Genomic DNA, 13,787 nt, shown 5'->3' on the forward strand with positions numbered 1-13,787 from the left:
ACGCCATGACCGACTACATCATCGTCGGCGCCGGCCCGGCCGGCTGCGTACTCGCCAACCGGCTGAGCGAAGATCCGTCGCATCAGGTGCTGCTGCTCGAAGCCGGCGGCAAGGACTGGAATCCGCTGATCCACATGCCGGCCGGTTTCGCCAAGATGACCAAGGGCATCGCCGCCTGGGGCTGGTCGACGGTGCCGCAAAAGCACATGCAGGACCGTGTCTTCCGATACACGCAGGCCAAGGTGATCGGTGGCGGCTCTTCGATCAACGCCCAGATCTACACGCGCGGCAACGCCCGCGACTACGACGCCTGGGAGAAGGAAGAAGGCCTTGCCGGCTGGGGCTATCGCGACGTGCTGCCCTATTTCAAGCGCGCGGAGAACAACCAGCGTTATGCCAACGATTTCCACGGCGACCAAGGCCCGCTCGGCGTGTCGAACCCGATCGCGCCGCTGCCGATCTGCGAGGCCTATTTCCGTGCCGGACAGGAGATGGGCATCCCCTTCAATCCCGACTTCAACGGGGTAGCCCAGGAGGGCGTCGGTTACTATCAGTTGACGCAGAAGGACGCGAAGCGCTCCTCCGCCTCGGTCGCCTATCTCAGGCCGATCCGGGAGCGCAAGAATCTCACCATCAGGACCGGCGTTCTAGTGACACGCATCGTCGTCGACAAAGGCCGCGCCGTCGGCGTCGAGATCGTCGACAGGCCGGGCGGCCAGCCGGCGATCCTGCGCGCCGAGCGCGAGGTGATCGTCTCGTCCGGCGCCATCGGCTCGCCGAAGCTTTTGCTGCAGTCGGGCATCGGCCCGGCCGACCATCTGAAGACGATCGGCGTGACACCGGTGCACGATTTGCCCGGCGTCGGCTCCAACCTGCAGGATCATCTCGACCTGTTCGTCATCGCCGAATGCACCGGCGACCACACTTACGACAACTATGCCAAGCTGCACTGGACGGCTTGGGCCGGCCTGCAGTATCTGCTCCTGAAGAAAGGCCCGGTAGCCTCCAGCCTGTTCGAGACCGGCGGCTTCTGGTACGCCGATCCGACCGCCGCCTCTCCCGACATCCAGCTGCATCTCGGCCTCGGCTCCGGCATCGAGGCCGGCGTCGAGAAGCTGAACAATCCGGGCGTGACATTGAACTCGGCCTTCCTGCGTCCGCACTCGCGCGGCACGGTGCGGCTGAACAGCGCCGACCCGGCCGACCGCCCGCTGATCGATCCGAACTATTGGTCCGATCCCTATGACCGCGACATGTCGATCAAGGGGCTGAGGCTGGCGCGCGAGATCATGCGGCAGAAGGCGCTGCAGCCCTATGTGCTGCGCGAGGTATTGCCGGGACCCGACCTGCAGAGCGGCGACGAGTTGTTCGACTACGCTTGCCGCAGTTCCAAGACCGACCACCACCCGGTCGGCACCTGCCGCATGGGCTACGATGCAATGAGCGTGGTGACGCCCGATCTCAAGCTGCGCGGTATCGAGGGCATGCGCGTCTGCGACGCCTCGGTGATGCCGCGCATCCCCTCCTCCAACACCAATGCCCCGACGATCATGGTTGGCGAAAAAGGCGCCGATCTGATCCTTGGCCGCGAGCCGCTGCCGCCGGCGGTGTTTTCCACCAACCGAGCGGCATGAGGGACAAAGAATGATCAGGCACTGTGTCTTCGTCAGATTTCGCAACGATGTCGCCGACGCCGAGCGCGCGGCAATCCATGCCGATCTCGAAGCGTTGCGGGCGGTGATCGACGGCATGGGCAAGGTCGAATTCAGCGCCAATACCAGCCCGGAACCCTTCGCCCGCGGCTTCACGCACGGCTTCACCATCGACTTTCGCGACGCTGCGGCACGCGATGCCTATCTGGAGCATGAAGCGCATCAGCGAGCCGGCGCAAAACTGGTCGCGGCGCTCGAAGGCGGCACCGACGGGCTGATGGTGTTTGATCTGGAGATCGCGTGACTATCCCATTCTCAGCGCAACGACGCCGGCAACGATGCTAAGCACCGCGGCACCTCGCCATGCCGTCATCTTCTCGCCGAGCGCGAACACCGAGATCATCATGGCGAACAGGATCGATGTTTCGCGCAGCGACGCCACCGAGGCGATCGGCGCCTTGGTCATCGCCCACATCACGATCCAGTAGGCGCCGCCGCTGAGCACGCCGGTATAGATTCCGGCCTTCCAGTCGCGCGCCAGCACCGGCAGCGCCTGTGGGCCGCGAAAGACGACGCATAGCACCAGCGCCCACAGCGCATCGCAGACGAACAGCCAGGCGGCATAACTCGACGCGGTGGCGGCCAGCCGCGCGCCGCTGCCGTCCGACAGCGTGTAGCTGGCGATGAAGATCGATGTGCCCAGCGCGAAGCCGACGGCGCGCAGGTTCAATTTCTCCAGATGCGCGCCGCCGCGAAACGACAGCACCAGCGTGCCCGCCGACAACAAGAGGATGCCGAGAATGGCGAGCGGCGCCGGCATCTCGGCAACCACCACAACGCCCCCCAAAGCGGCCAGCAATGGCGCGGTGCCGCGCGCCAGCGGATAGGTCTGGGCGAAATCGCCGGCCTTGTAGGCGCCGATCAGGAACGTCCTGTAGCCCATGTGGAAGACAACCGAGGCGAGGATGTATGGCCACACTTCCGGCTTCGGCACCTCGACGAAAGGCAACGTCACCAGCGCAGCGGCACCCATGCCGAGCGTCATCAGTGTGATCGACAGGAAACGGTCGAGATGGACCTTGACCAGCGCGTTCCAGATCGCATGCATGGAAGCGGCGGCGAGCACCGCGAAAAAGACAAACAGGCTCATCGGCGCTTCATCCGCCGCCCGTCCCGATGACGATCGGCGTCTCCAGGTCGATATCGACCCAGAGCGGAAAATGGTCGGAAGCGATTTGGCCGATATCGGCGCTGACCGAGCGCACGCGCCCGGCAAACATGCCGCCGACGAAGCAATGATCGAGCCGGCGCTTTGCCAGCCTGCCATCGATAGTCTTCACATGGGTGTGGAAATCCGCTGTCGGTTCCATTGCGACGGCGGCGGCATCGACAAAACCGTCGAGATAGGCGGCACCGCGATGATAGGGCGCGCTGCCGACAATGCGCCGGTACTCGGCGCTATCCGGCTCCATGTTGAAGTCGCCCAACCAGATCGCCGCTACGGGGTTTTCTGGCTCCTGTTCGCCATTGCTCCAGTTGCGCGCCGGCTCGTCGTCGGCGCCGCTCCATGGGCCGCCCTCGGACGGCGCGCGGCGATGCTCGGCCAGCAAATAGTCGATCTGCTCCAGCCGCTCCTCGGCCGCGATATGCGCCAGATGCAACGACAGCACCCGCACCGGACCGGCAGGGGTGCGGATCATGCATTCGAGTGCGGCATTGCGGGTGTTGAGCGGCCGCAGCGTGCGCCTGAGCGGCAGCGTATGCAGCCGCGACCAGACGATCGGAAGCTTCGACAGAACCATGGTGCCGAATTGCCGCCGCCGGTTGACGATGCGGCCTTCATGCCGGTGGCTGGCATCCATGTCGAAGGCCGGCCCGTAGACCCAATGATAGTCGGGCAGCAATTGCGAAAGAAGTTCCGGCTGGTCGTCCTCGTTGCTGCGCAACCAGTGCCGTTCCACCTCCTGCAAGGCGACGATGTCGGCGCCGGCCACGACCTTGGCACAACGCGCCAGGTCGTAGCGGCCATCGCTGCCGAAGCCGTACTGGATGTTATAGCTGACCAGCTTCATTGCTTATCCGGCTCAGTTTCCTGCTGGCAGTAGCCGTTCGCTGACAGCCTTGCAATGTGCAGCCGGGCGGAGGGAGCTTGGGCCAGATGCTAAGTGGTCAGCGGCTGGAACCGACCGGGCGGGGATGCTGCCAGTTCCGACCAGTCGATTTCTTCCTCAAGGCGGTGGTAGGCTTCGTCGCCGATCGTTCCGTCGATGCGCAAACGCTCCAGCGCATCGCGCTGGCTCTTGATGGCGTAAAGACGCAATCTGTCATACTCGGTCGCCGCCTGGGCATCCTCCGGGTTTTCGGCGATGGCGCGCTGGGCGGCATATTGCTCTCGCACCGCCCCGGCCGCGCTGGATGTCTTGCCGCTGAGCACGTCCAGCGCCGCCTGCATGATGGCGACGCGCGCCTGCGCCACCTCCCGGTCGACCGTCCGGTCGAGGTCGAGATTGAGCAGAAGCAGCAACGGTTTCAGGCTGACGCCTTGCAGCACCAATGTGCCGAGCACGACCGTGAAAGCGGCGAGCACGATCGGATCACGGCCCGGAAAGTCGGCCGGCAAGGCAAAGGCTGCCGCAAGCGTCACCAGGCCACGCATGCCGCACCAGCCGATAAGCACGCCGCCGCGAAATGTCGGCGCGTCTTTTTGCCTGTCCTCGTCACCCAGACGTGCCAGCGCTCTGAGGATCGCGCCGCAGCCCAGCACCCAGACGAGCCGTGATACGATGACGACGGCCAGCACAGCCAGGGCAAAGACGAACGCCTCGCTTTGCCCTTGCTCGGCAAGTCGACCGACGATCGACCGCGCTTGCAGGCCCATCAGAACGAAGGCCAGCACGTTGAGCACGAACACCGCCGTCTCCCAGACCGAGTAGGAGCTGACACGATTCCTTGCCGGCATGCGGCGCGGCGATGTACGTGCGATCGTCATGGCATAGACGACGATCGTGATGATGGCAGAAAGCCCTATCCTGTCGGCCAGGATCCAGACGCCGAAGGTTGAGGCGAATTGCACCACGGTGCCGCTCGCCGGGTCGTCGATGCGGCCGAGTATGGCGAGAGACAACCGGCCGAGCACATAGCCTGCGGCAAGGCTGCCGACCGTCGACAGCAGGATCATTGGAACGGCACTGCTCAACAGGATGGAGCCGGCGGCTGCGGAAACCGACATCCTGTAGATCAGCAGCGCCGTGGCGTCGTTGAGCAGGCTCTCGCCTTCCAGGATGGCGGTGATGCGGTGCGGCACCTTGAACTGTCCGAGCACGGCCGCCGCCGCCACCGCATCGGGCGGCGCTACGATCGCGCCGAGCGCTATGGCCGCGGCAATGGGCAGGCCTGCCATCGTCCAGCCGACCAGCGCGACCGTCACGGTGGTGAAGATGACGGCGCCAAGCGCCAGCAGGATGAGCGAAACCTTGTAGCGGTTGAGATCGCGCAGCGACGTGTCATAGGCCGCGTCGAGCAGAACCGGCGCGATGAACAGAGCGAGCGCCAGCTCCGGGTCGATCTCGATGGTCGGGGCAAACGGCAGGAAGGCGATGCCGGCGCCGGCCAGCGCCAGCAATGACGGATAGGGAATCTGCAGACGCCGCGACAGCGCGGTCAGGGCGACTGCGATGAGAAGCAGGACAAGGGTGAGTTCGAATAGCGCCATGCCTTATCGTAGCGGTGAAGCCGGGCGATTGGCACTGCAAAAACGGCGACGGCTTTGGCTGCTCGTGAATGGTGAATGGTGAATGGTGAATGGTGAATGGCTGCGTGCAGAGGAATTTCGGCGCGTAAAGCGCATTCTTACTATTCACTATTCACTATTCACTATTCACCATTCACTCTTCTCCTAGTGCAGCACCAGCATGTCGCCCGACGAGAACGAAATCTCGGCCTTTTCGCCGACGGCAGGCGGCGGTGTGGCCGGACTGTTGAACGTGTCGAGCGAGACCGTGCTGCCGCCGATGCCGACGCGAACCCGGATGACCGAGCCGAGGAAATGCACCTCGGCGATTTCGCCCGAAAGGCTGGAATCGCGGCCGGGGTGTCGGCCGAGCGAGATCGCCTCGGGCCGCAGCGCCAGCGACAGCGTGTCGCCGGATTTCGAGCCGTTGAGCTTGCCCTTGAGCGAGACCTCTTGCGAGTTGACGCGCACCTTGCCCGAAGCGGCGTCGGTGACCGTGCCTTCGAGCACGTTCAGCGTGCCGACGAAATTGGCGACGAATTTGGTTGCCGGCCGGTTGTAGATCTCGAACGGCGTGCCGACCTGCTCGGCCTTGCCGCCATACATGACGGCGATGCGGTCGGAGATCGACAGCGCCTCTTCCTGGTCGTGGGTGACGAAGATGGTGGTGATGCCGAGCTTCTTCTGGATCGAGCGGATTTCCTCGCGCAGTGACACGCGCACCTTGGCGTCGAGCGCCGACAGCGGCTCGTCGAGCAGCAGCAGTTTCGGCTTGGGCGCAATCGCCCGCGCCAGCGCGATGCGCTGCTGCTGACCGCCGGAGAGCTGATAGGGATAGCGGTCGCCCATCTGTGGCAGCTTGATGATGTCGAGCATCTCGGCAACGCGCCTGTCGGCATCGGCCTTCGGCATACCGGCGACCTTCAGCCCGAAGCCGATATTCTGCGCCACGGTGAGGTTCGGAAACAGCGCATAGGCCTGGAACACCATGCCGACATTGCGCTGGTTGGGCTTGAGCCGGGTGATGTCCTTGCCGGCCACGACGATCTTGCCGGCGGATGGCTCTTCGAAACCGGCGACCATGCGCAGCACCGTCGTCTTGCCGCAGCCCGACGGGCCAAGGAAGGAGACGAATTCGCCCGGCTCGACGTCGAGGTTGAAATCCTGCACCACGGTGATGGGGCCGAAGGATTTTCGCACATGCTGGATTGAGAGGAATGGCTCGGTCATGGCTTTTTCTTTCGGGTCAGTTCGGACGGTTCGCCGATCGCGGCGCGAAGCGCGACAGGATCTGGATCAGCGACATGCAGCCCCAGGTGATGGCGAAGGCGATGATGGCAAGCGCCGCCGGCTCGTAGGCGCGATTGGCGCCGACGTTCTGCAGATAGGGTCCGAAAGCAGGCCGGTTGAGCAGGCTGGCCATGGTAAATTCACCGATGACGATGGCGAAGGTCAGGAAGGCGCCCGACAGCACCGCGATCAGCACGTTCGGCAGGATGACCCGAGCGATGATCGTGCCCCAGCCGGCGCCGAGGATCTGCGCCGCCTCAGTCAGTGTCCGCACGTCGATGGTGCGAAGCCCGGTGTCGACGGCGCGATACATATAGGGCAGCGCCAGTGTCGCATAACCGATGACCAGCAAGGCATTGGCTCCTGTGTCGCTGGCCAGGAACGGCAGCGGTGAGTTCGACCCGTACATTCTGATGTAGCCGAAGACGATAACGATGGCCGGGATGACCAGCGGCAACAGCGTGATGAACTCGACGACGGGCCTTAGCTGCGGCAGCCGCAGACGAATCCAGTACGCCGCCGGCACCACCACCAGCACGCCAAGGATGATGGTGAAGATGGCGGCGACCACCGAATAGATGAAGGTCGCCTGGAAGCGGGGATCGCCGAGCACGACCTGATAGGCATCGAAGGAATACGCGCCGCGCCGCATGCGCATGGAGAATTCCACGGTCGCGATCAGCGGAATGAAGAAATAGGCCGCGCCCAGCGCGAAGACGATCCAGGCCCAGAATCTGCCGGACTTCATTTGAGCCACCTCTCAGAGCGCGTCCTGAACCAGATGTAGAAGACATTGGCCAGCCCAGTGATGACGATCATGCCGAAGGCGATGGCGTAGCCGAGATGGGCATTGTGCAGCACGTCACCGCGGATCTGCGCGTAGAGCAGGATAGGGACGATGTTAAGCGAGGAGCCGGTCAGAGCGTAAGCGGTGGCGATGGCACCGAAGGCGTTGGCGAACAAGAGGATGACGGTGCCGAGGAAACTTGGCCAGATCACCGGAATGACGACCATGCGCCAGAACTGCGCCTGGGTCGCGCCAAGCGTTGCCGCCGCTTCGCCCCATTCCTTCTTCAGCCCATCGATCGCCGGCACGATGATCACCACCATCAGCGGGATCTGGAAATAGACATAGGTCAGCGTCAGGCCCCAGAACGACAGGATGTTGAAACCATGGGCATAAATGTTGAAGCCGACCAAGACGTTGAGCAGCACCGTGGCGAGCCCGAGCCGGCCGAGCGTCGCGAGAAAGGCGAAGGCCAGCGGCACGCCGGCAAAATTGGAGGCCACGCCGGAAAAGGTCAGTGTCGCCGAGCGTATCCACTCCGGCAGCCCGCCGCGGACGATGGCGATGGCAATGGCAAGTCCCGCGAAAGCACCGATCAGCGACGAGGCGAGGCTGACCTTGATTGAGATCCAGTAGGCGGCAACGATCGACGGCTGCGCCAAGGCCGCTATGTTTTCGAAAGTGAATTCGCCGGCATCGTTCCGGAATGCGCCCAGCATCAGATAGAGCGTGGGCAGGATCAAGAACATGATGGCGAAGATGAAGAAAGGCGCAACGCCAAGCCATTGCGTCGGCAGCCTCATGCTGCGGGCGTCGGCAGGAGGCGCGGTCTTCCCGGCAACAGCGTGATCGGACAACGAGATATCGGTCATGCGCCGGCTACCGTCCTGGAGGTATGCCGGGCGGCGATCTAAGCCGCCCGGCTGATCTCAAGTCTTACTTGACGTTGGCGCCGACGACGGCATCCCAGTTCTTGGTGATGGCTTCCTTGGCCTTGCCCTGCTCGTCGAGCGTCGGGAACACCGCGGCTGCATAGGACTCGGCCGGCGGCAGCTTGGCCATCACGTCAGCCGGGAGCTTGCCATTCTTGGCGAGGTCGTTGAAGCGGATCGGGTGACAATAGCCCTTCAGCCAGCCGATCTGGCCTTCGTCGGAATAGAGATATTCCAGCCATAGCTTGGCAGCATTCGGGTGCGGCGCGTAGGCACTAATCGCCTGAACATAGACGCCGGCGACGACACCGGTCTTCGGCACGACGACGTCGACCGGCGGATTGCCCTTCAGCGTATCGCGGCCGGCAAGCGCGTTATAATCCCAGGTCACCAGGATTGGCGTCTGGCCTTGGGCAAGCGTCGCGGGCTTGCCGATGACCGGCACGAAATTGCCGGCGGCGTTGAGCTTCTTGAAGAAGTCGAGACCAGCCGTGCCGGCGGCTTCGCCGGCAGCCGCACCGCCGGAAAGGCCGGCGGCATAGACTGCCTGGATGGCCTGGTTCGAAGCACGCGGGTCACCGGCGAGCGCCACGGTATTGGCGAATTCCGGCTTCAGCAAGTCGGCCCAGTCGGCCGGCGCTTCCTTGACCAGGTCCTTGTTCACCAGAAACGAAAGCACGCCGTAATAGTCGCCGGTCCAAAAGCCTTCGGCATCCTTGGCGCTGTCCGGGATCGAGTCCCAGGTTGATACTTTATAAGCCTGGATCAGGCCATCCTTCTTTGCGGTCGGGCCGAAGCTCAGGCCGACGTCGATGACGTCGGGCGCTTGCGGGCCCTTGTTGTCCTTGTTGGCCTTGATCGCCTCGACCTCGTCGCCGGAGCCGGCATCCGGGTTGAGTTCGTTGATTGTGATTTCCGGATATTTCGCCTTGAAGCCGTCGATGACCGCGCCGTAGCCGCACCAGTCATGGGGCAGCGCGATGGTGGTGAGCTGGCCTTCAGCTTTGGCTGCGGCGACCAGTTCATCCATGGACTGGGCCGACGAGATGGCAGAGGTCGCCATCAGGGCGACGGCCGAAAGGGAAAGCAGTTTTCCCGTGAATTTGAACATGTGTTCTCTCCGTTGAACTGACGCCGTTGGACGCCTGCGATGCGGTATCGTTTTCGTGTGACAGCCAGATGAAAACTTTGTGAAAGCGATGCCCCGCAGTATGAAAAAGTAAACTCTTTTTAACCGGCTGTAGCAATCGCTTCGCGATTCTTTTTCCGGCTAACTAGTTTCGATCTTGCCTTTCATCTTTCCCCCTTTCCTTTGCCTCTTTCCCAAGTCGATTTCCGATGCGAAAATTGTCTCAGACGGTGCCGGCGATGGCGTTTTCGAGCAGCGTCAGCGCCGCCTTTTTGGTCAGCTTGACGGGGTTGCCGCCGGCGGTCGGGTCGACCACCGCCATGTCGGCAATCAGGCCCTTGCGCTTCTTGTCCATGTCGAGGCCCTTGATCAGGCCGGGCAGCGCGTGCGGCACCTTGAGCTCCTTGCGCAGCTTGACAACAGCCTTGGCAAAACCGTCGAAGCCGCCCTTGATGCCGCAATAGGCGGCGAGCCGGGCTATGCGCGGCTCGATCGCCTCTCGGTTGAAGGCCAGCACATAGGGCATGAACACGGCGTTGGTCATGCCATGGTGGGTGTCGTAGAGCGCGCCGATCGGATGCGACAGCGAATGAATCGCTCCAAGCCCTTTCTGGAAGGCGGCCGCTCCCATGGCAGCGGCGCTCATCATGTTGGCGCGGGCGACCAGATCCTTGCCGTTGGCATAGGCTTTCGGCAGGTTTTCGAAGACCAGCCTGATGCCTTCCACGGCGATGCCGTCGGCCATCGGGTGATAGCCCGGCGCGCAATAGGCTTCGAGGCAATGGGCAAGCGCATCCATGCCGGTGCCGGCTGTGATGAAGCCCGGCATGCCGACCGACAGCTCCGGATCGGCAATGACGATCGCCGGCAAAAGCTTTGGATGGAAGATGACCTTCTTGGTATGGGTCGCTTCATTGGTGATGACGCCGGCGCGGCCGACTTCCGAGCCGGTGCCGGCCGTGGTCGGCACGGCGATGATCGGCGCGATCGCATCGGCATCGGCGCGTGTCCACCAGTCGCCGACGTCCTCGAAATCCCAGACCGGCCGTGTCTGCCCGGCCTGGAAGGCGATGAGCTTGCCGAGATCGAGCGCCGAGCCGCCGCCAAAGGCAATGACGCCGTCATGCTTGCCCTTCTTGAACACGGCAATGCCGGCGGTCAGGTTGGAATCCACCGGGTTCGGCTTGACCTCGGAAAATACGCCATACGGCACCTTGGCGTCGTCGAGGATCTTCAGCGTCGAGGCCACCACCGGCAGTCTGGCCAGTCCCGGATCGGTGACGAACAGCGGCCGCTTGATGCCGGTCGCCGCCAGCACCTCCGGCAGCTCCTTGATGCGTCCGGCGCCGAAGCGGACGGTCGTCGGGTAATTCCATTTGGAAACGAGTTTTGTCATTTCGACCTTCTTGACTGCTTTCGTGCTCTTGGATGTCATTAGTTCACAAAGGTGTTGGCCACACGTTCCGACCGCATCATGTACGGAACCCAGATGACTGCGGCCCATATCGAGCGCGAAATTCCGCCCACGGTGTCTGCGTCGTACGCATCGGCCAATTCTGGAACGACGGTGGGAAAAGCCAGATGCACAGCCCATGGATCGAGAACGGCATATACCGGCATCGCGAATGCCCAAATCATGTACCAGCCGGGGAATATCTGCCAGCGCTTGAACATGAAGAACAATATTAGGGCCGGGGCCGTAAGGTTTAGTATGCCGGATATCACCAATTCGGCAAGAATCAGCACACCTTGGGACAAACTGTAGGCCTGCCAGTTCTGTAACATGCCGAGATAGTCGGAATTGTGCAGTTGTACCAACCCCAGTATCGGCGTGAGCATCAACCCGAGCATCGGCAGGACAAGCCATCCGCCGATACTCTCGGGACCCTCACGATCTGGCAGCGCCGATTGTTGTGTATCCGCCATTACTCCCCCTCAACAGCGATCGCATGCTTGTCGATCGCCACCTTAGATCACCTCGCGCAGATGGTATGATTTCGGCCTGGTCAGATTGTCGTAGCCGATGGCCGACAGTGCCGCGCCCTTGCCGGTGTCCTTGACGCCGGTCCAGACCAGCGCCGGGTCGAGATAGTCGCAGCGGTTCATGAACACGGTGCCGGTCTCGACGCGATCGCCGATCGCCGCCGCATGGCCGGTGTCGCGCGTCCAGATCGAGGCCGTCAGCCCATAGGGGCTGTCGTTCATCAGCGCGATCGCTTCCTCGTCGTTGCGCACCTTCATGATGCCGACGATCGGGCCAAAGCTTTCCTCGCGCATGACGCTCATCTGGTGGTCGACCTGGGTCAGCACTTCCGGCGCCAGATAGGGGGAACCTTGCCTGTCGTTGGCCACCTTCATATTGATGTGTGCCCTGGCGCCCTTGCGCAACGCCTCGGCCTTCTGCTCGCGGATCAGGTCGGCGAAGCGCGCCTGCGCCATCGGCCCCATGGTGGTCGCCTGGTCGAGCGGATTGCCGACGACGTAATTCCTGGTCTCGGCAATGAAGCCCTCGACGAATTCATCGTAGACCTTCTCGTGGACATAGACGCGTTCGATGCCGCAGCAGCACTGGCCGGAATTGTAGAAGGCGCCGTCGACCAGATTGGCAACGGCATGGTCCATCTTTGCGTCCGGCAGCACATAGGCCGGATCCTTGCCGCCGAGTTCGAGGCCGAGCGTCATGAAGGTGCCCGCCGCCGCCTTTTCGATGGCGCGGCCGCCGGCGACCGAGCCGGTGAAGTTGACATGGTCGATCTTGCCGGAGCCGAGCAGCCTTTCAGTCTGCGCGTGGTTCAGGACGAGGTTCTGGAACAGGCCCTTGGGCAGGCCGGCCTTATCAAACGCCTGCTGAAACCGTTCGCCGACCAACAATGTCTGTGCCGCATGCTTGAGGATGACGGCGCTGCCCGCCATCAGCGCCGGGACGATGGTGTTGACGGCGGTGAGATAGGGATAGTTCCACGGCGCGATCACCATGACCACGCCGAGTGGCACCTTCTTCACATAGCGGCGAAAGCCGTCCTTCGGATTGGAGGCCATGACCGGCTTCAGGGCCGCCTCGGCGATCTCGACCATGTAGCTGACGCGTTCCCTGACGCCGCCGAACTCGCCGCCATAGCGCACCGGCCGGCCCATCTGCCAGGCGATCTCCGGCACGATCTCGTCGGTCATGGCGACCAGCGCTTCCAGCATGGCAAGCATGTATTTGCCGCGCTCGACGACCGGCGTCTCAGCCCACTTCTCCTGCGCCGCCTTGGCACGTTCGACCGCGGCACCGATCGCCTGGTCGGTGGCAAGAGGCCGTTCGGCATAGATCGAACCGTCGACGGGGGATTTTATCTTCACGGTTTCCAAGGAGGTCTCCAAATCAACAAGGCACTGTTTTGACGAAGCCGGCCGCGCCATAGGCAAGGATTGCGCGATCGCGGGTGATGATCTCGAGGTCTTTCGAGCGCGCCGTGGCTATGATGATCCGATCCGTTGGATCGTTGTGAACGACGCCGGGCAGGAACGAAGACTCGACCAAAAGCTCACTGTCGATCCCCTCGACGCTCGCTGCCCCGGTCTGCACGAACCGTTCGAACCATGCGAGCGGTGACTTGATGAATGGCAACCGGCCCTTGGCTACAAGCATGCCGATTTCCCAGGCGGACATCACGGAAACGGCGATCACGCTGCCATTTTTGCGTGCGCTGGTCACCTTCTCGACCGCAGCCCTCGTGACCGGCTGCTCCGTTGACAGCCACAGCATGAAGCATGTGTCGAGCAGAACCCCCTCACTCGTCATAGACATTGCCCCAATCCGGATCGGCGGGCGCGGTATAGTCGACGTCCGGAAGCAGGGTGAGCGTCCCGGCCATGCATCCAAACAACGGATCGGCACCCCGAGGCGGCACGATGTACTCTTCCTTGTTGCCGTTCATGTCGTCCACGAAATCCACTTGCCCCTCCTTGAAACCAGACCGGCGATCAGGCTCCGGTGGCTTCGCCGCATCATTGGAACTTCCCAGGTGCACCAATATCTCGCTTTCCTGCCGGTCGAGAATTTCAGCAATCTTGCGTATCTCGTCGACCTGCATACGCCGCTCACCGTTCAGTGTCCGCGACAAGGCGCTGTAGTGTATGTTCATGCGGCCGGCCATGCTGCGTACCGTGAGCTTGCGCTCGTTCATTCGACTCATGAACCACGCCTTGTCGACATGGGCTCTACCTTTGGGCAAACGCTGCCTCCTGCGTGTTGCTGGTGCGATAACCGCAACAATATTGC

The 13,787-nt window shown here is 62.7% G+C and carries 14 protein-coding genes; 2 read left to right on the forward strand and 12 right to left on the reverse strand.

Annotated features, from left to right (window positions below):
* The first annotated feature begins 5 nt into the window (after nucleotides 1-5).
* Both NKJ32_RS11030 and NKJ32_RS11035 read left to right on the forward strand, forming a co-directional pair.
* On the forward strand, nucleotides 6-1,634 hold the full coding sequence (locus tag NKJ32_RS11030; RefSeq protein ID WP_352827562.1) for a GMC family oxidoreductase: 1,629 nt from the start codon (nucleotides 6-8) through the stop codon (nucleotides 1,632-1,634).
* Between the two features lie 10 nt (nucleotides 1,635-1,644).
* On the forward strand, nucleotides 1,645-1,956 hold the full coding sequence (locus tag NKJ32_RS11035; RefSeq protein WP_352448247.1) for a Dabb family protein: 312 nt from the start codon (nucleotides 1,645-1,647) through the stop codon (nucleotides 1,954-1,956).
* On the opposite strand, the gene NKJ32_RS11040 is transcribed toward NKJ32_RS11035, so the two are convergent.
* From NKJ32_RS11040 to NKJ32_RS11095, 12 genes are all read right to left on the reverse strand, one after another.
* A complete protein-coding gene (locus NKJ32_RS11040) occupies nucleotides 1,957-2,802 on the reverse strand; it encodes an EamA family transporter (RefSeq protein ID WP_023675361.1) in 846 nt (281 codons plus the stop codon). It lies immediately after the preceding gene.
* A gap of 7 nt (nucleotides 2,803-2,809) precedes the next feature.
* Entirely contained in the window at nucleotides 2,810-3,724 is a 915-nt protein-coding gene (locus NKJ32_RS11045) for an endonuclease/exonuclease/phosphatase family protein (protein WP_352755026.1), read from the reverse strand.
* A gap of 89 nt (nucleotides 3,725-3,813) precedes the next feature.
* Complete coding sequence (locus NKJ32_RS11050; RefSeq protein ID WP_352568165.1) at nucleotides 3,814-5,364, reverse strand: cation:proton antiporter; 1,551 nt, start codon at nucleotides 5,362-5,364, stop codon at nucleotides 3,814-3,816.
* Between the two features lie 183 nt (nucleotides 5,365-5,547).
* Complete coding sequence (locus NKJ32_RS11055) at nucleotides 5,548-6,612, reverse strand: ABC transporter ATP-binding protein (protein ID WP_023675358.1); 1,065 nt, start codon at nucleotides 6,610-6,612, stop codon at nucleotides 5,548-5,550.
* A gap of 16 nt (nucleotides 6,613-6,628) precedes the next feature.
* Nucleotides 6,629-7,420 (reverse strand): ABC transporter permease, encoded by a 792-nt coding sequence (locus NKJ32_RS11060; protein ID WP_352588181.1) that lies wholly within the window; start codon nucleotides 7,418-7,420, stop codon nucleotides 6,629-6,631.
* A complete protein-coding gene (locus tag NKJ32_RS11065; protein ID WP_023675356.1) occupies nucleotides 7,417-8,331 on the reverse strand; it encodes an ABC transporter permease in 915 nt (304 codons plus the stop codon). Before NKJ32_RS11065 ends, NKJ32_RS11060 begins: the two co-directional genes overlap by 4 nt.
* 64 nt (nucleotides 8,332-8,395) lie before the next feature.
* Nucleotides 8,396-9,502: an ABC transporter substrate-binding protein gene (locus NKJ32_RS11070; protein WP_352588184.1), complete on the reverse strand. Its 1,107-nt coding sequence runs from the start codon at nucleotides 9,500-9,502 to the stop codon at nucleotides 8,396-8,398.
* A gap of 241 nt (nucleotides 9,503-9,743) precedes the next feature.
* Complete coding sequence (locus tag NKJ32_RS11075) at nucleotides 9,744-10,916, reverse strand: iron-containing alcohol dehydrogenase (protein ID WP_352588187.1); 1,173 nt, start codon at nucleotides 10,914-10,916, stop codon at nucleotides 9,744-9,746.
* 38 nt (nucleotides 10,917-10,954) lie between these two features.
* On the reverse strand, nucleotides 10,955-11,446 hold the full coding sequence (locus NKJ32_RS11080) for a DUF2569 domain-containing protein (RefSeq protein WP_352588190.1): 492 nt from the start codon (nucleotides 11,444-11,446) through the stop codon (nucleotides 10,955-10,957).
* 42 nt (nucleotides 11,447-11,488) lie between these two features.
* A complete protein-coding gene (locus NKJ32_RS11085; RefSeq protein WP_352588193.1) occupies nucleotides 11,489-12,925 on the reverse strand; it encodes an aldehyde dehydrogenase family protein in 1,437 nt (478 codons plus the stop codon).
* Entirely contained in the window at nucleotides 12,888-13,313 is a 426-nt protein-coding gene (locus NKJ32_RS11090) for a type II toxin-antitoxin system VapC family toxin (RefSeq protein ID WP_352588196.1), read from the reverse strand. The genes NKJ32_RS11085 and NKJ32_RS11090 overlap by 38 nt, the downstream gene beginning before the upstream one ends.
* On the reverse strand, nucleotides 13,297-13,692 hold the full coding sequence (locus NKJ32_RS11095) for a helix-turn-helix domain-containing protein (RefSeq protein WP_352588199.1): 396 nt from the start codon (nucleotides 13,690-13,692) through the stop codon (nucleotides 13,297-13,299). Before NKJ32_RS11095 ends, NKJ32_RS11090 begins: the two co-directional genes overlap by 17 nt.
* Nucleotides 13,693-13,787: the final 95 nt, after the last annotated feature.

The sequence above is a fragment of the Mesorhizobium sp. M0159 genome (genome assembly GCF_040322295.1).
Classification (GTDB): Bacteria; Pseudomonadota; Alphaproteobacteria; order Rhizobiales; family Rhizobiaceae; genus Mesorhizobium.

Excerpts from the sequence above, each read along its gene's own strand:
- NKJ32_RS11055 (WP_023675358.1), bottom strand. The coding sequence starts at position 6,612 with ATGACCGAGCCATTCCTCTCAATCCAGCATGTGCGAAAATCCTTCGGC.
- NKJ32_RS11095 (WP_352588199.1), bottom strand. The coding sequence starts at position 13,692 with ATGAACGAGCGCAAGCTCACGGTACGCAGCATGGCCGGCCGCATGAAC.
- NKJ32_RS11030 (WP_352827562.1), top strand. The coding sequence starts at position 6 with ATGACCGACTACATCATCGTCGGCGCCGGCCCGGCCGGCTGCGTACTC.
- NKJ32_RS11040 (WP_023675361.1), bottom strand. The coding sequence starts at position 2,802 with ATGAGCCTGTTTGTCTTTTTCGCGGTGCTCGCCGCCGCTTCCATGCAT.
- NKJ32_RS11075 (WP_352588187.1), bottom strand. The coding sequence starts at position 10,916 with ATGACAAAACTCGTTTCCAAATGGAATTACCCGACGACCGTCCGCTTC.
- NKJ32_RS11045 (WP_352755026.1), bottom strand. The coding sequence starts at position 3,724 with ATGAAGCTGGTCAGCTATAACATCCAGTACGGCTTCGGCAGCGATGGC.
- NKJ32_RS11080 (WP_352588190.1), bottom strand. The coding sequence starts at position 11,446 with ATGGCGGATACACAACAATCGGCGCTGCCAGATCGTGAGGGTCCCGAG.
- NKJ32_RS11065 (WP_023675356.1), bottom strand. The coding sequence starts at position 8,331 with ATGACCGATATCTCGTTGTCCGATCACGCTGTTGCCGGGAAGACCGCG.
- NKJ32_RS11085 (WP_352588193.1), bottom strand. The coding sequence starts at position 12,925 with ATGGCGCGGCCGGCTTCGTCAAAACAGTGCCTTGTTGATTTGGAGACC.
- NKJ32_RS11060 (WP_352588181.1), bottom strand. The coding sequence starts at position 7,420 with ATGAAGTCCGGCAGATTCTGGGCCTGGATCGTCTTCGCGCTGGGCGCG.
- NKJ32_RS11050 (WP_352568165.1), bottom strand. The coding sequence starts at position 5,364 with ATGGCGCTATTCGAACTCACCCTTGTCCTGCTTCTCATCGCAGTCGCC.
- NKJ32_RS11035 (WP_352448247.1), top strand. The coding sequence starts at position 1,645 with ATGATCAGGCACTGTGTCTTCGTCAGATTTCGCAACGATGTCGCCGAC.
- NKJ32_RS11090 (WP_352588196.1), bottom strand. The coding sequence starts at position 13,313 with ATGTCTATGACGAGTGAGGGGGTTCTGCTCGACACATGCTTCATGCTG.
- NKJ32_RS11070 (WP_352588184.1), bottom strand. The coding sequence starts at position 9,502 with ATGTTCAAATTCACGGGAAAACTGCTTTCCCTTTCGGCCGTCGCCCTG.